Consider the following 19,482-nt stretch of genomic DNA (forward strand, 5'->3'; position numbering starts at 1 on the left):
CCCGTCATGGCCGATTCCGAGACACTTGCCCAGGGCACACCCCGCGTGACGCGTCACGCGGAGCCCGATGCGATTGTCGTGCAGGACGTCCACAAACGGTTTCCCAGCCCGCGGTCGATCTGGCAGACCCTTCGGCATCCCGGCCAACGGGAATGGGTCGAGAGCCTTCAGGGCGTCTCGTTCTCGGTCGCTCACGGTGAGTTCTTCGGGATTCTCGGTCCCAACGGGGCCGGGAAGACGACGCTCTTCAAGTGCATCACGGGGTTGGTGACGCCGGAGCGTGGGCAGCTGACGCTGCAGGGGCATGACGTGCAGCGGGCCACGCGGCAGGCGCGCGCACAGATCGGTGTGGTCTTCGCGAATGAGCGCGCCATGAACTGGCGGCTCGATGCGCGCGAGAACCTGCGCCTCTTCGCGGCGCTCTACAATGTGGCGCGCTCCGAGGTCGATGACCGGGTGGAGCACGTGCTCCGTCTGGTGGATCTGGCCGATACCGGGCAACGGCTGCTCGGCACCTTTTCCTCCGGGATGAAGCAGCGCGTGTCGTTGGCGCGCGCGCTCCTGACCGATCCGCCCATTCTGTTGCTGGACGAACCGACCCGCAGCCTCGACCCGGTGTCGGCGCAGCGCTTCCGCGACTTCCTGCGCGAGCAGGTGGTCACGCGCGAGCGCACGGTGCTGCTGGCGACCCACACCACCGAAGAAGCGTTCGGCCTCTGCGATCGCGTCCTCGTGCTGGATCGCGGTCGCGTGCTGGCGACGGACACGGCGACCCGTCTCGCCGACCAGTTCGCTGACCAGGTGTACCGCGCCTGGGTTCGTGACCCGGCGCATCCGGCGCTTCGCGACGCCGGCGTCCGTCTCCTCGACGAGCTGACGTCCGCCGATGGCTGGTTCGTGGTCGAGTTCCCCGACCTCGGTACCGGCCACGATGCCGCGGCCACGCTTCGGAAACTGGTGGCGAGCGGGGTGGAGGTGTCCCGATTCGAGCGCATGGGACTATCGTTAGGCGAACTCCTCGAGCGGGTGGTCGCGCAGCGCGGGAGTCGCGCATGAGGGTCGTCCTCGCCATGCTGCGCGCCACCTGGCGCGCGGCGACCAGCTATCGCCTCGCGACGGTCTTCTCGCTGGCGGGGTTGGCGTTCACGGTGGTCCCGCTGTACTTCGTGGCGGGGGCGCTGCAGGGAACGATGGAGCGCAGCATCCAGGCCGAAGGCGGGCAGTACTTCGCCTTCGTCCTGGCCGGGATGGTCGCGACGATGATCATCACCGAGGCCATCTCGACGATTCCCTCGAACGTGGGATCGGCAGCCACCAGCGGGACACTCGATTCGCTCTTCCTCACGCCGACCCCCCCGGTGGTCCTGTTCGCCGGGCTGTCGGCGTACGGTGCGGTGTGGACGCTCATTCGCGCGGCGTTGCTCCTGCTGGGAGGGGCGGCGTTCGGCGCCTCGATCAGCTGGGCGAACCTCCCGCAGGCGCTCCTCGTCCTCGCGCTGCTCGCGCTCGCGTACGTGCCGTTCGGGTTGCTGATGACGGCGTCGCAGATCGCGTTCCGCACGTCGGGGCCGTTCATGAGCGGGATCCTGCTCGCCTCCACGTTCCTCGGCGGGGTCTACTATCCGGTGCACGTGATCCCGTCGTGGCTGCAGTCGCTGGCCTGGTTCGTCCCGCTCTCTTACGGGCTGCGCGCATTCCGCAAGCTCCTGCTCGAGGGGGCGCCGCTGCTGTCGGTGTGGAGCGATGTCGGCATGCTCCTGGGGTTCATCGTGGTGCTCGGCTCCGTCGGCGTGGCGGCCCTGTCGCTCGCCTTCCGGTACGCGCGCCGCACGGGCGGACTGTCCCAGTACTAACGATCGAGAGTGATGACGACGCGTACGCGCTACCGCGCCTTCGGGCGCGTCCTGGAATCCGAGCTACGACTCGGCGAGCTGCATGAGATTCCCCTCGATGCGCGAGCGCCGGAGTGGCGTTTGCTCCTGGCGGACGGCTCGCCCCCCGAGGTCCCAGGGGCCACGCTGATCGGCACCGAGGACATCGCGTACGGGGCGACGGTCTCACTGTTGCTGCTGCGTCCCGGGGAGTATCGCCTCGTCTACTCCGACACCGGGACCTTTGACCTGTCGGCGTCCACTGGGGAGATCCGCTGGTGGCGTTCGCCGACCTGCGACGACGATCTCGCGGCGATGGACATCCTCGGGCGGGTGCTGGCGACGATGCTGCACGCCGAGGGGGCGGTGACGTTGCATGCCAGTGCCGTGGCAGTGGATGGCGCGGCCATCGGCTTCATGGCGCCCAAGTTCCACGGCAAGAGTACGCTGGCTGCCGCGATGACCTATGTCGGGGCGCACCTGGTGTCCGACGATGCGCTGGCGATCCTGCCGGGCGCCCCCGTGCGCTGCGTGCCGGGGGTGCCGAGCGTGCGACTGCGGGAGGAGAGTGCCGCGCACTTTCCGCGGACCAAGGGGGTGCAGGCACCCGACCTGCCGCGCTGGCGCGTGATCGACATGCTGCCCGGTGACCAGGTGGCGTTGCAGCCGATGCCGTTGGCTGCGCTCTATGTGTTGTCGTCACGCCCGGCCGACGAGGTGACGGAGCCGGTGCGCCGCGTGCCGATGGGAGCCATCGACGCCATTGTGGCGCTGTCGCGCTTTGCGAAGATGGGGGCACTGCTGGGCGATCGTGAGGGACAGCACCATGTGGCGCGCGTCGTCGACGTGGTGTCGACGGTCCCGGTCTACACGCTGGAGATCGTGCGCGACCTGCAGCAGCTGGAGCAGGTCTCGGCGACGATCGCTGGGTGGCACCGCGGGGCGAGCGGTACGGACGCCTAACGGCGGCGGTAGTCCGGCAGGTCGGCGTCGACGCCGCGTTGCACCCGCTCGGCCAGCGCGGCCGCGGCGGCCCGCGCCACCGCATCCCAATCGTTCAAGTCGCGGCGTCGGAACGGGCGCACGGACGGGAACCACGGCGATCGCTCGTGGCCCACGGGCCAGCGAAGCTCGGGGATTCGCGTGCAGAACACCCACGTCGGGACGCCGAGCGCGGGGGCGAGGTTCGAGACGGCGCTGTCGACCGTGATCACGAGGTCGAGTTGCCGAAGGACCGCCGCCGTGTCGGCCAGGTCGCGCACCTCGGGGAGCGGTGTCACCCCGAGGGCGGCGCACTCCGCCTTCGCGCGCGCTTCCGGATGCAGGCCGTACCACTGCACGCCCGCGACGCCGAGCAGCGGTGACAGCGCCGCGAGGTCGGCGGGAGACCGATCGGCGTCGTGCCCGGCGCGCGCATTGCCGGCCCAGGCGATGCCGACGCGCAGCGCGTCGGTAGGGGGGAGGCGCGGACCGTCGTCCGGGGCGTGCAGGTATGGCGCCGTGGGACGAGACTCGCCGTAGCCGTCGCGCAGCAACCACGCGAGGTGCCAGAGGGAGCAGGTGACGGCACCCTCGGGAATCTCGGAGACGTGCGGCGTCAGCGAGGCCACGCCGGGGACGTCGCGCAGCAGTCGCTGCAACGGCGCCGGGACGCACAGGTGCAATGCCCGCACCCGGTCGGCCGCGAGCGCGAGAAAGCGGGCGTAGAAGATGGTGTCGCCGAGACCACCGTACGCCACCACGTGGAGGTCCTCTCCCGCGAGCGACTCGCCGCGCCACCAGCGCGGTGCGCGGAAGTGCGGTGCGAAGGTGTGCTCCCAGTGCATCGCGAACTCCGCCCAGCCGCCGTCCCAGTCGCCGACGGCCACGCGCGCGAGGGCGCGACGCGTCCCCTCGACGGAGCCGGGCGGGGTCGGGAGCTGCGCGGCGATCTGCATCTCGCGGAGTCCCTCCTCGTCGCGGCCCGCGGTGAACAACAACTGCGCACGCGCGATGCGCACCGCGAGATCGCCAGGCGCCAGGGCGGCCGCTTCCGTGAGATGCTGCACTGCGCGATCGGGCTGCCGCTGGTGAAATGCGCTCGTCGCCGCATGCACCAGCAGGTCAGCGTTTGTCGGGTCGAACAGCCGGCACGCCTGCAGGAAGCGCTCGGCCACCGGGTAGTCGCCCGTCGCGATGGCCAGGAGGGCGCCTTCCAGCATCGCGTGGGCGTTCATCGGGTCGTGCTGCAGCAGCTCGAGCAGGAGCTTGCTGCATTCGTCGTATCGACCGTGCAGGCGGTGCTCCCGTGCGATCGCCACCCGGTCATCCTGCTGCCGACCGTTGGTCATGGGACGAGGAGGCGGCGATAGCCGGGGAGGTCTGCATCGACCCCGGCGGCGAGGCGCTCCCGCAGTTGTACGGCCAGCGCGTCCCCGACTGCGGACCAGTCCCGCGTGTGGGCGCGACGGAAGAGCCGCGCCGCCGGATACCAGGGCGAGCGGTCGGCGCCGATGGGCCAGCGGAACTCGGGAATGGTGGGGATCATGATCCAGGTCGGGATGCCTAACGCGGCCGACAGGTTGGCCACGGCGGTGTCGACCGTGATGACGAGGTCGAGTTGCCGCAGGATGAACGCCGTGTCGCCGAAGTGCCGCACCGGGGGGAGCGCGTGCGCCGTCGATTCTGTGCCCGGTGGCAGCGGCACGGCGTCCGGCGGGACGCCGGGCTGCAGCAGGTGCCAGTCGACCCCGTCCACCGCCAGGAGGGGGGCGAGCCGAGTCACGTCGTGACACGAGCGGTCGAAGTCGTGCGCGCAGTCCCGTCCTCCGAACCAGACCAGGCCAACCCGCAGGCGATCGGTCGGTGCCAAGCGTGGTCCGTCGGTCGGGAGCGGGATGTACGGGATCGCTGACGGGATGGTCTCGCGCGTCGTCCCGAGCTTGCGCGGCAGGGTCCAGAGTCCCGCCACCCGCATGCCGCTGTGCAGCTCGGAGGGGTCGCGCACGATGGCATCGATCCCCTCGACGTGCTCGAGGAGCGGGACGAGCGCCGGCTCCAGCGCAGCGACGACGCGTCCCACTCGCGCGCGCACCTGCGCGGCGTAGCGGATGAACAACAAGGTGTCGCCGAAGCCGCCGTCGACGGTCAGGCAGACTGTGACGTCGGGGTCGGGGCGGCCGTCCCACGCGCCGATCGATTCGAGACTCTGGCTCCGCGCCTGCGCCCACGACTCGTCGAAGTCGGCCCACCCGTCGGCGAACTCGCCGCGCGTGACGCGCACGAGCGCACGCAGCTCCAGGTCTCCAGCGTTCGCGGGGCGAGGGAGCGCGAGGGCGACGTCGAAGGCGTCACGCCCCTCATCGGGGTGCCCCAGGATGTAGTGCAGCTGGCCGCGCGCGATGTGGGCGCGTACGAATCCCGGGTCGATGGCGACGGCGCGCTCGTACGCCGCCAGCGCCGCTTCGGGGTCGCCGAGCCGAAAGCTGCAGTAGCCGACGTTGTAGATGGCCTGCGCGTCGGTCGGGACCAGGCGTGCGCACATCTCGAACAGCGTTCGCGCGAAGGCAAACTCCTTCAGCTTGATCGCCAGTGTCCCCCCCTGGAACCAGACTTCGGGGTCCATGGGCGCTGCCATCACCGCCTGCTGGAGCGTGGCCGCGGATTCCGCCAGTCGTCCGGCTTTTCGATGCTGCTTCGCGAGGTCCAGCAGGTTCATGACGGTAGTGTGACGGGGAAACGTCAGTGTTGAGAGGAGAAAGCACGGAGTATGCCACTCGGCGTCGATGTCGCGATCCGGCTCGCGCCAACGCCACGACAGGAGCGGGCCGCGTTTCCCGTTGCATGAGGCACCACAATTGCGGATATCATGGTGATCCAAGTCACCAGGCGTTTCGAGCGGGGCGAACCGTGAAACGGTTGTTCGGTCAATCAAGGAGATGGCGTGCGACGATGCGAGAGCTGGCGTGGCCGGACCCGGTGAGATGCTGAGGATGGTGGCTTCCGAATCGCTGTTGTACGGTATCTTGTGGCGCATGAGTATTCGGGCCCGGCGCCTTTGGTGGCGCGTCCGGTCGTCGCTCAAGCTCCTCTCGGCCTCACCCGCTGAGTGGCGCAATCTGGTGCGCGCGCAGGTCGCCTTGCTGCACGCGAGGTTCCTTCTCTCGACGCGTGAGACCGGGCGTCTGGTCTCCCCTGAGGAGGCCGCTCCGCACGAGGGCGACGTCTCGCGGCTTGTCGAGGCGAAGGCACTGGCCCTGGCCGTGCGGCGGTCGGCGGTGTTCGGTCTGTTCCGCCCCACGTGCCTCGTCCAATCGATGGCGTTGATGAAGTTGCTGCAGCGGGACGGCATCCCGGGCGGTCGCATTCGCATCGGGGTGCGCGAGCGTCGGGGCGAGGTACAGGCTCACGCCTGGGTGGAGTACGCCGGGGAGGTCATCGGCGACTTCGGGGAGCACGTTGCGACCTTCACCGAGCTGACGGACGTGCGACTCGTGGGGACGAAACCGTCGTGACCGTGGCAGAGGCGGCCAGTCGCCCCGTGACCCATCCCGTGAACCCGTCCCGCGCGTCGAGTCTCCTTCGCCCGGAGGAGCAGCTTCTCTTTCGGCTCGCGGCCCCCCGCCACTCGGCGTCGGAGGTTCGCGCGCTCGTCGCGCGTGGGATCGACTGGGACCGCTTCATTGCGCTGCTCCTGAACGAGGGGATCACGGGGGCGGTCTGGCGCGTCCTTCACAGCCTCGACGTACCGATTCCCGCCGCGGCTTCGGCCCAGATGCAGGGAGTGGCCGCGCTTTCCGACTTCCGGCTGCTCGCCGTTCGCCGCCTGCTCGAGCGCACCCTCGCGCGGCTGGCGGCGGGTGGCATCGAGGTCATGGTCGTGAAGGGGGCGGCGCTCGCCTCGTTCGTGTATCCGGAGCCGGGCGACCGCAACATGGCCGACATCGACGTCGTCTTGCCGGCGGCGCGGGCGCGCGAGGGGGCGATGATCGCGGCGGAGCGGGACTGGACGATGGATGGAGGGGAGCTCAAGGAGGCGCTCTACGAGGAGCATCACCACCTCCCCCCCATGTGCGATACCATCGGGCTCGACATTCGGCTCGAGATCCACACGGACGTGCTGCCGAACGGGCACCCGTTGCACTTCGGGATCGACGCGTTGCGGTCGCGCGCGGTGCGCCGGACCTTGGGCGGGGTGAGCGTCCTCGTGCCGTCGTCCGAAGACCTCCTTCTCTATTCGTGCGTACACCTGGGCTGGTCGCACGAGATGAAGGTCGGCGGGTGGCGGACGTTCCGCGACGTCTCGGAGCTGGTGGAGCAGCCGACGTTCTCCTGGGATCGTTTCCTGGCGCTGGCGCGCGAACGCACGTTGTCGCCGGCCTGCTATTGGACGCTCGAGCTGGCCTCGCGACTGTGCGGCACTCCGGTTCCCGCGCAGGTCCTGCGGGCTCTTCGGCCGAATGTGCCCGGGTTTGTGCGGGAGATTGTGGCGCGGCACAACACGCTGCAGCTGACGCCGCTCTCTGGTCACAACCCGTCGGAGGCGCTGGCTCGGATGCTCTGGAACGTCGGGATGCGTCCGGGAGCGGCGGGGCACGGGACGGTCCGCCCGTGGCATCACTCCGACAGCAAGATCCGGAAATCGCACGAACTGGGGCTGGAGGAGAAGTCGCCGTCCGTGGAGCGGTGGTGGGCCCATCCGATGGGAATTCAGGCGACGCTCTCGTATGTGTGGCGCCTGATGGCGCACTAGGATCCGCGGCGCCACGACGCGCGCTGGCGGGGGGCGATACGCGGTGCGCGGCGCCGGGGAATGAGTGCGCGACGCCGGGCGCTCCGAAATGCAACTCGCACATTGACTTTCGCCTTTCGCGGGGCCAGATTCCTCGGCTCTCAAGACCATGCGGTTGAAACCGGTCTTTGGGACGAGCGGCTTTGAGCGCTCGACCGCCGAGGTACTGCGCATCGGCACTTATGGGCCCGCACTTCGCGGGGGAGCACGATTGGCCGGCGAGGCATCCGATGGGTGCCGAGTTCCCGAAAAGCAACGCAGGACAACTTGACGTCAGGCCGGGTGGCCTGACGCGCCATGGGTCCCCACTCGTGCAGCAGTGGCGGGTGTACCCGGCGGCAGCGGATGGATACCGGCTCCTGCCTTAAGGAGCGTCACGGTCCACCCGCGTTTTTGCTGATGTGAGATTCGGACGCGCGGGGGAATCCTCGCCGCCTAACGCCTAGAAGAGACCATGCCTCGTACGACTCCGCTCGACCACTATCGCAATATCGGCATCATGGCCCACATCGATGCCGGGAAGACGACGACGACCGAGCGCATCCTGTACTATACCGGTAAGAGCCACAAGATCGGTGAAGTCCATGATGGCGCGGCCACCATGGACTGGATGGAGCAGGAGCAGGAGCGCGGAATCACGATCACCTCGGCTGCGACGACCTGTTTCTGGAAGCGTCACGGCCAGAGCTTCGACAAGGGGTCGGGGCCGGAGTACCGCATCAACATCATCGACACGCCTGGGCACGTGGACTTCACCGTCGAGGTGGAGCGTTCGCTCCGCGTGCTCGACGGCGCGGTCGCCCTGCTCGATTCGGTGGCGGGTGTCGAGCCGCAGACGGAGACCGTGTGGCGTCAGGCCGACCGGTACCGGGTCCCGCGGATGATCTTCTCGAACAAGATGGACCGCGTCGGCGCCAACTTCGATCGCTGCGTCGCGATGATCCGCGACCGCCTGACGAAGAACGCCTTTCCGATCCAGCTGCCGGTTGGCTCGGGTGAGCTGTTCACCGGGCACATCGACGTGGTCGAGCGCAAGGAGTACATCTTCCACGACGAGACGTTAGGCAAGACGTTCGACGTGCGGGAAGTCTCCGACGAGTTCACGGCGGCGGTCGAGAAGGCGCGGCACGAGCTGATCGAGGCGATCGTCGAGCACGATGATACGCTCATGGAGCGCTACCTGGCGGGCGAAGAGCTCTCGGTCGAGGAGATCAAGGGGCTCATCCGCAAGGCGACGTGTTCGATGAAGTTCACGCCGATCCTGTGCGGGGCGTCGTTCAAGAACAAGGGCGTCCAGGCGCTCCTCGACGCGGTCATCGACTTCCTGCCGGCACCGGTGGACGTCGAGGCGATCCAGGGGCACCTGCCGCACCACGACGAGACGTTCGACACGCGTGACGTGACCGACGAGGCGCCGTTCGCGGCGCTGGCGTTCAAGATCGCGACCGATCCGTTCGTCGGAAAGCTGACGTTCTTCCGGGTGTACTCGGGCGTGCTGGCGTCGGGGAGCTACGTCTACAACTCGACGAAGGACAAGCGCGAGCGCGTGGGGCGCCTCCTGCAGATGCACGCCAACAAGCGTGAGGAGATCCCGGAAGTGCGCTGCGGCGACATTGCGGCGGCCATCGGGCTCAAGGACACGCGCACCGGCGACACGCTGTGCGACGACGAGCATCCGATCATCCTCGAGGCGATGAAGTTCCCGACGCCCGTCATCGACGTGGCGATCGAGCCGAAGACGAAGGCTGACCAGGACAAGCTGGGCATCGCGCTCAACAAGCTGGCGGAAGAAGATCCCACGTTCCGCGTCCACACGGACTCGGAGACGGGGCAGACGATCATCTCCGGCATGGGCGAGTTGCACCTGGAGATCATCGTCGACCGCCTGAAGCGCGAGTTCAAGGTCGATGCGAACGTCGGGCGTCCGCAGGTCGCCTATCGCGAGACGATCAAGAAGCGCGCGGAGAAGGTCGAAGGGAAGTTCGTGCGCCAGTCGGGCGGTAAGGGGCAGTACGGCCACGTGGTCATCAACATCGAGCCGGCCGAACAGGGGCAGGGCTTCGTGTTCGAGGACAAGATCGTGGGCGGCGTGATCCCGCGCGAATACATCGGGCCGGTCGAGCAGGGGATCAAGGAAGCGCTGGAGAACGGCGTCCTGGCCGGCTATCCGATGGTCGACGTGAAGATCCAGCTCGTGTACGGGTCGTACCACGAGGTCGACTCGAGCGAAATGGCGTTCAAGATTGCGGGGTCGATGGCGTTCAAGGAGGCGGCCAAGGCGGCGTCTCCGTGCATCCTCGAGCCCATCATGAAGGTCGAGGTCGTGAGCCCGGAAGCGTACATGGGCGACGTCCTCGGCGACCTGTCGTCACGTCGCGGCAAGATCGGCGGCATGACGCAGCGCGGCGAGGCGCAGGTGATCGCGTCGACGGTGCCGCTGTCCGAGATGTTCGGGTATTCCACGAAGCTCCGCTCGATGTCGCAAGGCCGGGCGGTGTACTCGATGGAGTTCTCGCACTACGAGGAAGTGCCGAAGAGCAAGGCAGAAGAGATCATCAGCAAGGTGAAGTAAGTAGACGGGAGACGGGAGACGGGAGACGGGAGGGAATCCCGATGCAACTCTCCCCGTTTAGGGCACCTCCACACCACTAGGAAACGCTGCAATGGCCAAGGCAAAATTCGACCGGAACAAGCCGCACGTTAACGTCGGCACGATCGGCCACGTCGACCACGGCAAGACCACCACGACGGCTGCGCTCACGAAGATTTCTGCCGACAAGGGCTTCGGCACGAAGTACGTGGCGTACGACGAAGTTGCGAAGGCGTCGGAATCGCAGGGGCGTCGTGACTCGACGAAGATCCTGACGATCGCGACCTCGCACGTCGAGTACGAGACCGCGGCGCGTCACTACGCGCACGTCGACTGCCCGGGGCACGCTGACTACGTGAAGAACATGATCACGGGTGCCGCGCAGATGGACGGCGCGATCCTGGTGGTCTCCGCGGTCGACGGCCCGATGCCGCAGACGCGCGAGCACATCCTGCTCGCCCGTCAGGTGAACGTGCCGAACATCGTCGTCTTCCTCAACAAGTGCGACCTCGTCGAGGACGCCGAGCTCCTCGACCTCGTCGAGCTCGAGGTGCGTGAGCTCCTCAACAAGTACAACTACCCTGGTGACGACGCCCCGGTCATCCGTGGCTCGGCCATCAAGGCGATCGAAGGCGATCCGGCTTGGATCGCGAAGATCCAGGAGCTGTACGATGCCCTGGATACGTTCATCGCCGAGCCGGTTCGCGAGATCGACAAGCCGTTCCTGATGCCGGTCGAGGACGTGTTCTCGATCACGGGTCGTGGCACGGTGGCGACCGGGCGTATCGAGCGCGGGAAGATCAAGGTCCAGGAAGAAATCGCGCTGGTCGGTTTCGGGTCGGACAAGAAGTCGATCGTCACGGGCGTCGAGATGTTCCGCAAGCTGCTCGATGACGGCCAGGCGGGCGACAACGTCGGCCTCCTGCTGCGCGGCGTCGACAAGAAGGAAATCGAGCGCGGCATGGTGCTCGCCAAGCCCGGCTCGATCACGCCGCACACGAAGTTCGAGGCCGAGGTCTACGTCCTCACGAAGGAAGAGGGCGGCCGCCACACGCCGTTCTTCAAGGGATACCGTCCGCAGTTCTACTTCCGCACCACCGACGTGACGGGCTCGATCGAGCTCCCGGGCGGGACGGAGATGGTGATGCCGGGCGACAACATCCAGATGACGATCGAGCTGATCACGCCGATCGCCATGGAAGAGCAGCTCCGCTTCGCCATCCGTGAGGGTGGGCGTACGGTCGGCGCTGGCGTCGTGACCAAGATCCTCGCCTAAATGAAGAAGACGAGAAGACGGGAAGACGGGAAGACGAGATGGTGCGTCGCCCTGCGCTTCTCGTCTTCTCGTCCTCTCGTCTTCTAACCACTCGATAGATATGGCTGGACGTATTCGCATTCGCCTCAAGGCCTTTGACCACGCGGTGATCGACCAGGCCGCCGGGGACATCGTGCGCACGGCGGAGAAGACGGGCGCGCAGGTCTCGGGGCCGATTCCGCTCCCGACCAAGACGCGTCGCTGGACCGTGCTGCGCTCGCCGCACGTGGACAAGAAGTCGCGCGAGCAGTTCGAGCTGAAGACGCACATGCGCGTCATCGACATCCTCGATTCGCGCGCGCAGACGGTGGACGCGCTCACCAAGCTGGATCTCCCGGCGGGCGTGGACGTCGAGATCAAGGTCAACTAACTGCAGAAGACGGGAGGTCGAGAAGACGGGAAGACGAGAGTCGATCCCGGCACCCGATTCCCCGTCAGCACCAACAAGTCCAACGGTCACCCAAACGCGGTGTGCTGACTGGCCACCCGGACCGCGACTTCACGAGAGGAATTCATGTTAGGCATCATTGGCAAGAAGCTGGGGATGACCCAGATCTTCAACGAGCAGGGTCAGCAGATCCCCTGCACCGTGGTGGAGGCGAAGCCCAACCCGGTGGTGCAGGTGCTGGAGAACGAGTACGACAAGAGCGGCTATCGCGCTGTGCAGCTGGGCTACGGCTCGCAGCGGGTGCGTCGGGAGTCGAAGAAGGGCGAGCGGGACCCGCGTGGTCGTCGCGCCAGCAAGGCCGAACTCGGCCACGCGGCGAAGGCGGGGCTCTCGGCGCCGCCGCGCGTGTTGCGCGCCTTCCGACTGGACGATGCGCCGAAGGGGACGGAGGTTCCGACCTACAAGGCGGGCGACACGATCGATGCGACGATCTTCACGGTCGGCGAGTATGTGAAGGTCACCGGCACGACGAAGGGACGCGGCTTCCAGGGCGTGGTGAAGCGCCACGGGTTCGGCGGCGGTCCCAACACGCACGGCAACACGAAGCACCGCAAGCCGGGTTCGATCTCGCCGGGCACCGACCCCTCGCGCGTCATCAAGGGGAAGAAGATGCCTGGCCACTACGGGACGGACCGGCACACCCAGGTGAACCTGCGCGTGGAGAAGATCGACACCGCGCGGAACCTGATCTACATCCGAGGCGCGATCGCCGGGCCGACCAACGGCATCGTGCTCGTGCGCAAGCAGGGATAAGCCATGTCCGAGCAGACGACCGAAACGAGCCGAGACGCCGCGGCGTTTACCGCGTTAGGCACCGCGCGTGAGCGCGTGAGCCTCCCGTCGACCACGTTCGACGGCACGGTGAACATGCCCGTGATGCACCAGGTGGTGAAGGCCTACCTCGCCAACCAGCGTCAGGGAACCGCGTCGACGAAGACGCGCGGCCTGGTGACGGGTGGCAACCAGAAGCCGTGGAAGCAGAAGGGGACCGGGCGCGCCCGTCAGGGTTCGACGCGCGCCCCGAACTGGCCGGGCGGTGGTACGGTCTTCGGCCCGCACGGGGACCGCAACTACTCCGAGGACGTGCCGCGCAAGGTGAAGGCGCTGGCCCGCCGCAGCGCGTTCAATGCGCGCGCGAATGAAGGGGCCGTGATGGTGATCGACGCCTTCAACTACACCGAGCCGCGCACCAAGGCCATCAAGGCGCTCATCGAGCGCCTGGGCGTGGGCGAGCAGAAGGTGCTGGTCCTGACCGACGGCGTGAAGCAGAACGTGCACCTGAGCGGGCGCAACCTGCCGAACGTCCACGTGCTGCCGTTCAGCGACGCCTCGGTCTATCACATCCTGTGGTCCGATGTGGTGCTGATCGAGGGATCGGCGATCGGCCACACGCTGGCCCCGATCGCGGAGAAGGAGTCGGCGGCGCCGAAGAAGGCGAAGCCGGCGGCGAAGGCGGCGGCCAAGACGGCGACGAAGAGCGCCCCGAAGGCAAAGACGGCGGCGAAGAAGGCTGCGCCCAAGGCCGAGACGGCTGCGGCGTCCACCGAGAAGAAGCCGGCGGCGAAGAAGTCCGCCCGCAAGAAGGGAGAGTAAGCGATGGCGACGCTGCACCGTACCGTCGTCCGTCCGATCGTCACCGAGAAGACCTCGGCGGCCTACCAGGCCAAGGGGGAGTATGTCTTCGAGGTCGCGAACGATGCGACGAAACCGGCGATCCGACAGGCGATTGAAAAGTTGTTCGGCGTGAAGGTGACTGGAGTCTGGACCAGCAACGTGCGTGGCAAGCCGCGCCGGAGCATGGGGAAGACCTCGGGCGTGCGACCGAGCTGGAAAAAGGCGATCGTGACGCTCAAGGCGGGCGACAAGATCGACATCTTCGAGGGCTAAACGAGCATGGGCATCCGTCAATTCAAGCCGGTGACGAAGGGCACGCGCTTCCGTTCGATCTCGGATTTTGCCGAGATCACGCGGAGCACGCCCGAGAAGTCGCTCGTCGAGCCGCTCAAGAAGTCGGGCGGTCGCGACAACCATGGGCACATTTCGATGCGCCGTCGCGGCGGCGGTCACAAGCGCCAGTACCGCATCATCGATTTCAAGCGCAACCGCTTCGGTGACGTCGCGGTCGTGCAGACCATTGAGTATGACCCGAACCGCTCGGCGCGCATCGCGCTGGTGCAGTATGCGGACGGGGAGAAGCGATACATCCTGCACCCGAAGGGGCTGGCCGTCGGCGACAGCGTGGTGTCGGGGCCGGGCTCGGACGTGCGCACGGGGAACGCGCTGCCGTTGGGCGAGGTGCCGTTAGGCACGTCGGTCCACAACATCGAGCTGATTCCGGGCAAGGGCGGCCAGATGGCGCGCTCGGCGGGGATGTCGGCTGAGGTGGTGGCGAAGGAAGGCGACTACGTGACCCTGCGCATGGGGTCGACGGAAATGCGCCGGGTGCACCAGCGCTGCCTCGCGACGATTGGCGAGGTGGGGAACTCGGAGCACGAGCTGCAGTCGTGGGGGAAGGCCGGGAAGTCGCGCTGGAAGGGACGTCGTCCCAAGGTGCGCGGCGAAGTGATGAACCCGGTGGATCACCCGCACGGCGGGCGTACGCGCGGCGGGCGGAATGTGGTGAGCCCGTGGGGCAAGAAGGAGGGTGTGAAGACGCGCAACATGAAGAAGCCGTCGCAGCGCCTGATCGTCCGCGGCCGCAAGCGTGGCAAGGCCACGCAGTCCGGCTTCTAGCCTGACCTAACGACACTCGAAGAGTTTTCCATGGCTCGTAGCATCAAGAAAGGCCCGTTCGTCCAGGAGGCGCTGCTGAAGAAGGTGGCGGGGATGAACGCGCGGAACGAGAAGAAGGTCATGAAGACGTGGTCGCGCGCGAGCACGATCCTCCCCGACTTTGTCGGTCACACGTTCGCGGTGCACAACGGGAACAAGTTCGTTCCCGTGTACGTGACCGAGAACATGGTGGGGCACAAGCTCGGCGAGTTTGCGCCGACGCGACTGTTCCGCGGGCACTCGGGGAACCGTCCGACGGACAAGAAGGCGCCGGCTCCGGCGGGCGCGTCCAAGGGAGGGAAGTAACCGATGGCTACCGAGGCACGCGCGATTCAGCGCACGGCGCGGCAGTCGCCGTACAAGATGCGGCTGGTCATCGACCAGATCCGCGGCATGATGGTCAATGATGCGTTGTCGCTGCTGAAGTTCTCGAAGAAGCATGCGGCGGTGCAGATCGCGAAGACGCTCGAGTCGGCGGTGGCGAATGCGGAGCAGGCGGCTCGGGCCGCGAACGCGTCGCTGGACGTGGACACGCTCTTCGTGAAGAAGGCGATCATCAACGAGGGGCCGAAGCTCAAGCGGTGGACGCCGGCTGCGATGGGGCGTGCGACGCCGATGATCAAGCGAACCAGCCACGTCGAGATCGTCGTGGCAGAGAAGGGAGCGCGATAATGGGACAGAAGACGAATCCGATCGGCTTCCGACTCGGGATCACGAAGCAGTGGCGGTCGCGCTGGTACGCCAACCGTGACTTCCCGCAGCTCCTGAAGGAAGACGCGCTGCTGCGGAAGTACCTCAAGACGCGCCTGGGCCACGCGGCCATCTCCGACATCCACATCGAGCGGAAGCCGGGGAAGGTCGTGGTGACGATCCACACCGGGCGACCGGGGGTGGTGATCGGGAAGAAGGGCGCGGAAGTGGACAAGCTGCGCGACGAGCTGGCGCAGCTGACGGGGAAGGAGGTCGGGATCAATGTCGAGGAGATCAAGCGTCCCGAGCTCGACTCCCAGTTGGTGGCCGACAACATCGCGAACCAGTTGTCGCAGCGCATCTCGTTCCGTCGCGCGATGAAGCGGGCGGTGCAGAGCGCGATGCGGATGGGCGCGCAGGGGATCAAGGTGAAGGCAGGTGGCCGTCTGGGCGGCGCGGAGATCGCGCGCGTCGAGGGCTACCACGAGGGGCGGGTGCCGCTGCACACGCTGCGCGCCGACATCGATTACGCCACGTCGACGGCGAAGACCACGTTTGGCACCATTGGGGTCAAGGTGTGGATCTTCAAGGGCGAAGTGGTCGAGGATCGCCGCGGCAAGACGTACAGCACCGGCGTATAACCGGCCGCCGACCTAACGAGATACAGACATGCTTAGTCCTAAGCGAGTAAAGTTCCGGAAGCAATTCAAGGGGCGGATGAAGGGGTTGGCGCAACGTGGCGCCGAGATCTCCTTCGGACACTTCGGCCTGCAGGCGCTCGAGCCCGGGTGGGTGACCAACCGGCAGATCGAGGCGTGCCGTGTCGCCATGACGCGTCACATCAAGCGCGGCGGCAAGGTTTGGATTCGCATCTTCCCGGACAAGCCGATCACGAAGAAGCCCGCCGAGACCCGAATGGGGAAGGGCAAGGGGTCGCCTGAGGGTTGGGTGGCCGTGGTGAAGCCCGGGCGTGTGATGTTCGAGCTGGAAGGGGTGACGCGCGAGATCGCCGAGAAGGCGATGGCGCTGGCCTCGGCCAAGCTGGGTGTCAAGACGAAGTTTGTCGTCCGCGAGGAGGCGCATTCCGATGCGAGCTGAAGAGATTCGCGAACTGTCCGTGGCGGACGTCCAGGCGCGCATTGCGGAGTTGGAGGAGGAGCGTTTCCGCCTCCGCTTCCGGAGCGCGACGGAACCGCTGGAGGATCCGCTGCAGCTGCGGGCGATCCGCAAGAACATCGCGCGCCTGCGGACGGTGCTGCGCGAACGTGAGCTGGCCGCACCGGCCAAGCGCTAGCCAGGAGCACGAGCGAACATGGCCGAGATGACCAATAACGGACAGCAAGCGACGTCGCCGCGGAACGCGCGCAAGATGCGCGTGGGCGTGGTGGTGAGCGACAAGATGCAGAAGACCGTGGTCGTGCAGATTGACCGCCGGGTCCCGCATCCGATGTATGGCAAGATGGTGACGCGCACGAAGAAGGTGAAAGCTCACGACGAGGAGAACTCGGCGAAGATGGGCGACACCGTGCGCATCATGGAGACCCGGCCCTTGTCGAAGGACAAGCGGTGGCGCGTGGTCGAGATCGTCGAGCGGGCGCGCTAGGAGAACTGAGCGATGATCCAACAGGAATCAGTGGTCAAGGTCGCGGACAACTCGGGCGCGAAGAAGGCGCTCGTGATCCGCGTGCTCGGTGGGACCAAGCGACGGTATGCCGGACTTGGCGACAAGGTGATCGTGGCGGTGAAGGACGCGCTCCCGAACGGCACGGTGAAGAAGTCCGACGTCGCGAAGGCGGTCGTCGTGCGCACCGTGAAGGAGACCCGCCGCAAGGACGGGAGCTACATCCGGTTCGACGAGAATGCGGTCGTGATCATTGACGACAAGGGCGAGCCCCGTGGGACGCGTATCTTCGGCCCCGTGGCGCGCGAGCTGCGCGAGAAGCGGTACATGAAGATCGTCTCGCTCGCGCCGGAGGTCTTGTAACATGCGCGTACTCAAGTATCGCAAGAACGACGGCAAGCGCCTGGGGGCGGTTCGCCACCAGCGCAAGGCGGAGCGGGTGTTGATGCCCATCACCAAGGGCGACACCGTGCGCGTCATGCGGGGCGAGGACAAGGGGAAGGAGGGGAAGGTGCTCCGTGTCTTCACCAAGACTGGGCGTATCACCGTGGAAGGGATCAACATCGTGAAGCGGCATCGGAAGGCGCGTCGCGCGGAAGAGCAGAGCGCGATCATCGAGATGCCGGCTCCGGTTCATCATTCGAACGTGATGTTGCTCGATCCGAAGGGTGGGAAGCCGACGCGTGTGCGTCGCCGGATCGATGCGGACGGCACGAAGGAACGCATCAGCGCCAAGAGCGGGGATGCCATCCCGCGTAACCGCTGAGGCGAGGACGATAGACTATGGCAACCAAGGAAAAGAAGGGCGGGGCCCCGGCCGGCGGTAAGTCGGCCTCAGGTGGCAAGTCCGCGTCGGGCGGGAAGGGCGGCGAGCGCAAGTCGATGCTGCCGAAGGGACCGCACCTGGGGGCGAAGCTCCCGGTGCCGGCGCCGCGCCTGCACGGCTATTACAAGACGACGGTGGCCCCGAAGCTCATGCAGCAGTTCGGGCTGACCAACGTGCACCAGGTGCCGGGGCTGACGAAGATCGTGATCAACGTCGGGCTGGGCGAAGCGATCAAGCAGCCGAAGCTGCTCGACTCGGTGGTCGAGGAGTTGGCGCTCATCACCGGGCAGCGTCCGGTGCGGAAGAAGGCGAAGAAGTCGATCGCCAACTTCGGGCTCCGCGAGGGGCAAGAGATCGGCGCGGCGGTGACGCTGCGTGGCGCCCGGATGTGGGAGTTCCTGGACCGATTCGTCAACAGCGCGCTGCCGCGCGTCCGCGACTTCCGCGGCCTCGGCACCCGTTCGTTCGACGGCCGCGGCAACTACTCGGTCGGCATCAAGGAGCAGATGATCTTCCCGGAGATCAACTACGACATGGTCGACCAGATCCACGGGATGGACATCACGTTCGTGACGACCACGGACAAGGACGACCAGTCCTTCGCGCTGCTGCGCGAGCTGGGGATGCCGTTCCGAGGCGACGAGAAGCCGATCGTCGTCGCGTTCACCAACTGAGACACCAGAGCCGTTAGGCAGCCATGGCCAAGACGTCCAAGACCGTCAAGAACGAAGAGCGCAAGGTGCTGGTGGCGCGCTACGCCGAGAAGCGTCGCGCCCTCCTCGCGATCATCAAGAACCCGAAGACCGGCGACGCCGAGCGTGAAGCGGCGTACAGCAAGCTGCGCAAGATGCCGCGCAACTCGTCGCGCGTTCGCATTCGCAACCGCTGCTCGATGACCGGGCGTGCGCGCGGATACGAAGGCTACTTCGGCCTGTCGCGCCTCGCGCTCCGCGAGATGGCGCTGAATGGATTGATCCCGGGAGTCCGCAAGGCGTCCTGGTAGTGTGAGAAGACGGGAAGACGGGAAGACGAGTGTGGGAAGTACACACTCCGCCCGTGGACTCGCGAGGCTGTGCGCTCGTCTTCTCGTCCTCCCGTCTTCTCGTCTTCTTTTCCCCTGATTCCTCCACGTCCGCAGGTGTCGGATACGAGAGGAGAGTGAGCGAACTACATGAGCATGACTGACCCGATCGCCGATATGCTCACGCGGATCCGCAATGCCTGCGGGTCGAAGCACCGTCGCGTGGACATGCCGGCATCGCGCGTGAAGACCGAGATCGCGCGGATCCTCAAGCAGAACAACTTCATCACCGACTACCGCCACGTGGAGAACGAGCAGGGGCACAAGCTGCTGCGCGTCATCCTCCGCTATGCCGGCGGGCAGCCGGTGATCCGGGAACTCAAGCGCGTGTCGTCGCCTGGCCTGCGGAAGTACGTCGCGGTCGGCGAGATTCCGCGCGTGCGCAACGGCCTCGGGATGGCGATCCTGAGCACGTCGCGTGGCGTGATGTCGGACGCCGATGCGCGCAAGGCGCACACCGGCGGCGAGCTGCTCGCCCTCGTCTGGTAAGGAGAGCCT

Annotated in this window: 25 protein-coding genes; 23 read left to right on the forward strand and 2 right to left on the reverse strand. The window is 66.8% G+C overall.

Annotation, left to right across the window (positions count from 1 at the left end; translation table 11 throughout):
* Window positions 1–45 precede the first annotated feature (45 nt).
* Genes IPN47_06230 through IPN47_06240 form a run of 3 tightly spaced genes read left to right on the forward strand, consistent with a single transcriptional unit; the run spans window position 46 to window position 2,834 of the window.
* Window positions 46–1,056, forward strand: coding sequence for an ABC transporter ATP-binding protein (locus tag IPN47_06230; GenBank protein ID MBK9407637.1), 1,011 nt, complete (start codon window positions 46–48; stop codon window positions 1,054–1,056).
* Entirely contained in the window at window positions 1,053–1,853 is an 801-nt protein-coding gene (locus IPN47_06235) for an ABC transporter permease (GenBank protein ID MBK9407638.1), read from the forward strand. The genes IPN47_06230 and IPN47_06235 overlap by 4 nt, the downstream gene beginning before the upstream one ends.
* A gap of 12 nt (window positions 1,854–1,865) precedes the next feature.
* Window positions 1,866–2,834 (forward strand): hypothetical protein, encoded by a 969-nt coding sequence (locus tag IPN47_06240; GenBank protein ID MBK9407639.1) that lies wholly within the window; start codon window positions 1,866–1,868, stop codon window positions 2,832–2,834.
* Here IPN47_06240 and IPN47_06245 read toward each other — a convergent pair.
* Together IPN47_06245 and IPN47_06250 are read right to left on the reverse strand one after the other, a co-directional pair.
* Complete coding sequence (locus IPN47_06245; GenBank protein MBK9407640.1) at window positions 2,831–4,201, reverse strand: hypothetical protein; 1,371 nt, start codon at window positions 4,199–4,201, stop codon at window positions 2,831–2,833. The genes IPN47_06240 and IPN47_06245 overlap by 4 nt on opposite strands.
* Window positions 4,198–5,568 carry a tetratricopeptide repeat protein gene (locus tag IPN47_06250; GenBank protein ID MBK9407641.1) on the reverse strand — a complete coding sequence of 457 codons (1,371 nt, stop codon included), beginning with the start codon at window positions 5,566–5,568 and terminating at the stop codon, window positions 4,198–4,200. The genes IPN47_06245 and IPN47_06250 overlap by 4 nt, the downstream gene beginning before the upstream one ends.
* Window positions 5,569–5,884: 316 nt before the next feature.
* On the opposite strand from IPN47_06250, the gene IPN47_06255 reads away from it, so the two are divergent.
* The 20 genes from IPN47_06255 to rpsH all read left to right on the forward strand — a co-directional run bounded on the left by IPN47_06255 (window position 5,885) and on the right by rpsH (window position 19,473).
* On the forward strand, window positions 5,885–6,364 hold the full coding sequence (locus tag IPN47_06255) for a lasso peptide biosynthesis B2 protein (protein MBK9407642.1): 480 nt from the start codon (window positions 5,885–5,887) through the stop codon (window positions 6,362–6,364).
* Between the two features lie 38 nt (window positions 6,365–6,402).
* Window positions 6,403–7,602, forward strand: a complete 1,200-nt coding sequence (locus tag IPN47_06260) for a nucleotidyltransferase family protein (protein ID MBK9407643.1) — start codon at window positions 6,403–6,405, stop codon at window positions 7,600–7,602.
* A 493-nt stretch (window positions 7,603–8,095) separates the two neighbouring features.
* The gene (fusA, locus tag IPN47_06265; protein ID MBK9407644.1) at window positions 8,096–10,213 is read left to right on the forward strand and encodes an elongation factor G; all 2,118 of its coding nucleotides are present in this window, start codon (window positions 8,096–8,098) and stop codon (window positions 10,211–10,213) included.
* Window positions 10,214–10,304: 91 nt separating this feature from the next.
* Window positions 10,305–11,507, forward strand: a complete 1,203-nt coding sequence (tuf, locus tag IPN47_06270; protein ID MBK9407645.1) for an elongation factor Tu — start codon at window positions 10,305–10,307, stop codon at window positions 11,505–11,507.
* Window positions 11,508–11,607: 100 nt separating this feature from the next.
* Entirely contained in the window at window positions 11,608–11,916 is a 309-nt protein-coding gene (gene rpsJ / locus IPN47_06275) for a 30S ribosomal protein S10 (GenBank protein MBK9407646.1), read from the forward strand.
* 144 nt (window positions 11,917–12,060) lie between these two features.
* Complete coding sequence (gene rplC, locus IPN47_06280) at window positions 12,061–12,747, forward strand: 50S ribosomal protein L3 (GenBank protein ID MBK9407647.1); 687 nt, start codon at window positions 12,061–12,063, stop codon at window positions 12,745–12,747.
* A gap of 3 nt (window positions 12,748–12,750) precedes the next feature.
* Entirely contained in the window at window positions 12,751–13,587 is an 837-nt protein-coding gene (gene rplD, locus IPN47_06285) for a 50S ribosomal protein L4 (GenBank protein MBK9407648.1), read from the forward strand.
* Window positions 13,588–13,590: 3 nt separating this feature from the next.
* Entirely contained in the window at window positions 13,591–13,881 is a 291-nt protein-coding gene (locus IPN47_06290; protein MBK9407649.1) for a 50S ribosomal protein L23, read from the forward strand.
* A 6-nt stretch (window positions 13,882–13,887) separates the two neighbouring features.
* Window positions 13,888–14,727 (forward strand): 50S ribosomal protein L2, encoded by an 840-nt coding sequence (rplB, locus tag IPN47_06295; GenBank protein ID MBK9407650.1) that lies wholly within the window; start codon window positions 13,888–13,890, stop codon window positions 14,725–14,727.
* Window positions 14,728–14,757: 30 nt separating this feature from the next.
* Window positions 14,758–15,072, forward strand: a complete 315-nt coding sequence (gene rpsS / locus IPN47_06300; protein MBK9407651.1) for a 30S ribosomal protein S19 — start codon at window positions 14,758–14,760, stop codon at window positions 15,070–15,072.
* 3 nt (window positions 15,073–15,075) lie between these two features.
* Window positions 15,076–15,438, forward strand: a complete 363-nt coding sequence (rplV, locus tag IPN47_06305) for a 50S ribosomal protein L22 (protein ID MBK9407652.1) — start codon at window positions 15,076–15,078, stop codon at window positions 15,436–15,438.
* A complete protein-coding gene (rpsC, locus tag IPN47_06310; protein MBK9407653.1) occupies window positions 15,438–16,097 on the forward strand; it encodes a 30S ribosomal protein S3 in 660 nt (219 codons plus the stop codon). Before rplV ends, rpsC begins: the two co-directional genes overlap by 1 nt.
* A gap of 28 nt (window positions 16,098–16,125) precedes the next feature.
* A complete protein-coding gene (gene rplP, locus IPN47_06315; protein MBK9407654.1) occupies window positions 16,126–16,554 on the forward strand; it encodes a 50S ribosomal protein L16 in 429 nt (142 codons plus the stop codon).
* A complete protein-coding gene (gene rpmC / locus IPN47_06320) occupies window positions 16,544–16,750 on the forward strand; it encodes a 50S ribosomal protein L29 (GenBank protein MBK9407655.1) in 207 nt (68 codons plus the stop codon). The genes rplP and rpmC overlap by 11 nt, the downstream gene beginning before the upstream one ends.
* Window positions 16,751–16,777: 27 nt before the next feature.
* Window positions 16,778–17,059, forward strand: coding sequence for a 30S ribosomal protein S17 (gene rpsQ / locus IPN47_06325; GenBank protein MBK9407656.1), 282 nt, complete (start codon window positions 16,778–16,780; stop codon window positions 17,057–17,059).
* Window positions 17,060–17,071: 12 nt separating this feature from the next.
* On the forward strand, window positions 17,072–17,440 hold the full coding sequence (rplN, locus tag IPN47_06330; protein ID MBK9407657.1) for a 50S ribosomal protein L14: 369 nt from the start codon (window positions 17,072–17,074) through the stop codon (window positions 17,438–17,440).
* An 82-nt stretch (window positions 17,441–17,522) separates the two neighbouring features.
* Complete coding sequence (rplX, locus tag IPN47_06335; protein ID MBK9407658.1) at window positions 17,523–17,843, forward strand: 50S ribosomal protein L24; 321 nt, start codon at window positions 17,523–17,525, stop codon at window positions 17,841–17,843.
* A gap of 116 nt (window positions 17,844–17,959) precedes the next feature.
* Entirely contained in the window at window positions 17,960–18,577 is a 618-nt protein-coding gene (gene rplE, locus IPN47_06340) for a 50S ribosomal protein L5 (GenBank protein MBK9407659.1), read from the forward strand.
* A gap of 23 nt (window positions 18,578–18,600) precedes the next feature.
* Complete coding sequence (gene rpsN / locus IPN47_06345; GenBank protein ID MBK9407660.1) at window positions 18,601–18,906, forward strand: 30S ribosomal protein S14; 306 nt, start codon at window positions 18,601–18,603, stop codon at window positions 18,904–18,906.
* A gap of 168 nt (window positions 18,907–19,074) precedes the next feature.
* Window positions 19,075–19,473 carry a 30S ribosomal protein S8 gene (gene rpsH / locus IPN47_06350; GenBank protein MBK9407661.1) on the forward strand — a complete coding sequence of 133 codons (399 nt, stop codon included), beginning with the start codon at window positions 19,075–19,077 and terminating at the stop codon, window positions 19,471–19,473.
* Window positions 19,474–19,482: the final 9 nt, after the last annotated feature.

The sequence above is a fragment of the Gemmatimonadota bacterium genome (assembly GCA_016719105.1).
Classification (GTDB): Bacteria; Gemmatimonadota; Gemmatimonadetes; order Gemmatimonadales; family Gemmatimonadaceae; genus SCN-70-22.

Excerpts from the sequence above, each read along its gene's own strand:
- rpsS (MBK9407651.1), top strand. The coding sequence starts at position 14,758 with ATGGCTCGTAGCATCAAGAAAGGCCCGTTCGTCCAGGAGGCGCTGCTG.
- IPN47_06250 (MBK9407641.1), bottom strand. The coding sequence starts at position 5,568 with ATGAACCTGCTGGACCTCGCGAAGCAGCATCGAAAAGCCGGACGACTG.
- tuf (MBK9407645.1), top strand. The coding sequence starts at position 10,305 with ATGGCCAAGGCAAAATTCGACCGGAACAAGCCGCACGTTAACGTCGGC.
- rplV (MBK9407652.1), top strand. The coding sequence starts at position 15,076 with ATGGCTACCGAGGCACGCGCGATTCAGCGCACGGCGCGGCAGTCGCCG.
- rpsJ (MBK9407646.1), top strand. The coding sequence starts at position 11,608 with ATGGCTGGACGTATTCGCATTCGCCTCAAGGCCTTTGACCACGCGGTG.
- rplC (MBK9407647.1), top strand. The coding sequence starts at position 12,061 with ATGTTAGGCATCATTGGCAAGAAGCTGGGGATGACCCAGATCTTCAAC.
- rpsH (MBK9407661.1), top strand. The coding sequence starts at position 19,075 with ATGAGCATGACTGACCCGATCGCCGATATGCTCACGCGGATCCGCAAT.
- IPN47_06240 (MBK9407639.1), top strand. The coding sequence starts at position 1,866 with ATGACGACGCGTACGCGCTACCGCGCCTTCGGGCGCGTCCTGGAATCC.
- rplE (MBK9407659.1), top strand. The coding sequence starts at position 17,960 with ATGCTGCCGAAGGGACCGCACCTGGGGGCGAAGCTCCCGGTGCCGGCG.
- rpsC (MBK9407653.1), top strand. The coding sequence starts at position 15,438 with ATGGGACAGAAGACGAATCCGATCGGCTTCCGACTCGGGATCACGAAG.
- rpmC (MBK9407655.1), top strand. The coding sequence starts at position 16,544 with ATGCGAGCTGAAGAGATTCGCGAACTGTCCGTGGCGGACGTCCAGGCG.
- IPN47_06290 (MBK9407649.1), top strand. The coding sequence starts at position 13,591 with ATGGCGACGCTGCACCGTACCGTCGTCCGTCCGATCGTCACCGAGAAG.
- rplP (MBK9407654.1), top strand. The coding sequence starts at position 16,126 with ATGCTTAGTCCTAAGCGAGTAAAGTTCCGGAAGCAATTCAAGGGGCGG.
- fusA (MBK9407644.1), top strand. The coding sequence starts at position 8,096 with ATGCCTCGTACGACTCCGCTCGACCACTATCGCAATATCGGCATCATG.
- rplB (MBK9407650.1), top strand. The coding sequence starts at position 13,888 with ATGGGCATCCGTCAATTCAAGCCGGTGACGAAGGGCACGCGCTTCCGT.
- rplD (MBK9407648.1), top strand. The coding sequence starts at position 12,751 with ATGTCCGAGCAGACGACCGAAACGAGCCGAGACGCCGCGGCGTTTACC.
- IPN47_06235 (MBK9407638.1), top strand. The coding sequence starts at position 1,053 with ATGAGGGTCGTCCTCGCCATGCTGCGCGCCACCTGGCGCGCGGCGACC.
- rplN (MBK9407657.1), top strand. The coding sequence starts at position 17,072 with ATGATCCAACAGGAATCAGTGGTCAAGGTCGCGGACAACTCGGGCGCG.
- rplX (MBK9407658.1), top strand. The coding sequence starts at position 17,523 with ATGCCCATCACCAAGGGCGACACCGTGCGCGTCATGCGGGGCGAGGAC.
- rpsN (MBK9407660.1), top strand. The coding sequence starts at position 18,601 with ATGGCCAAGACGTCCAAGACCGTCAAGAACGAAGAGCGCAAGGTGCTG.
- IPN47_06245 (MBK9407640.1), bottom strand. The coding sequence starts at position 4,201 with ATGACCAACGGTCGGCAGCAGGATGACCGGGTGGCGATCGCACGGGAG.
- IPN47_06255 (MBK9407642.1), top strand. The coding sequence starts at position 5,885 with ATGAGTATTCGGGCCCGGCGCCTTTGGTGGCGCGTCCGGTCGTCGCTC.
- rpsQ (MBK9407656.1), top strand. The coding sequence starts at position 16,778 with ATGACCAATAACGGACAGCAAGCGACGTCGCCGCGGAACGCGCGCAAG.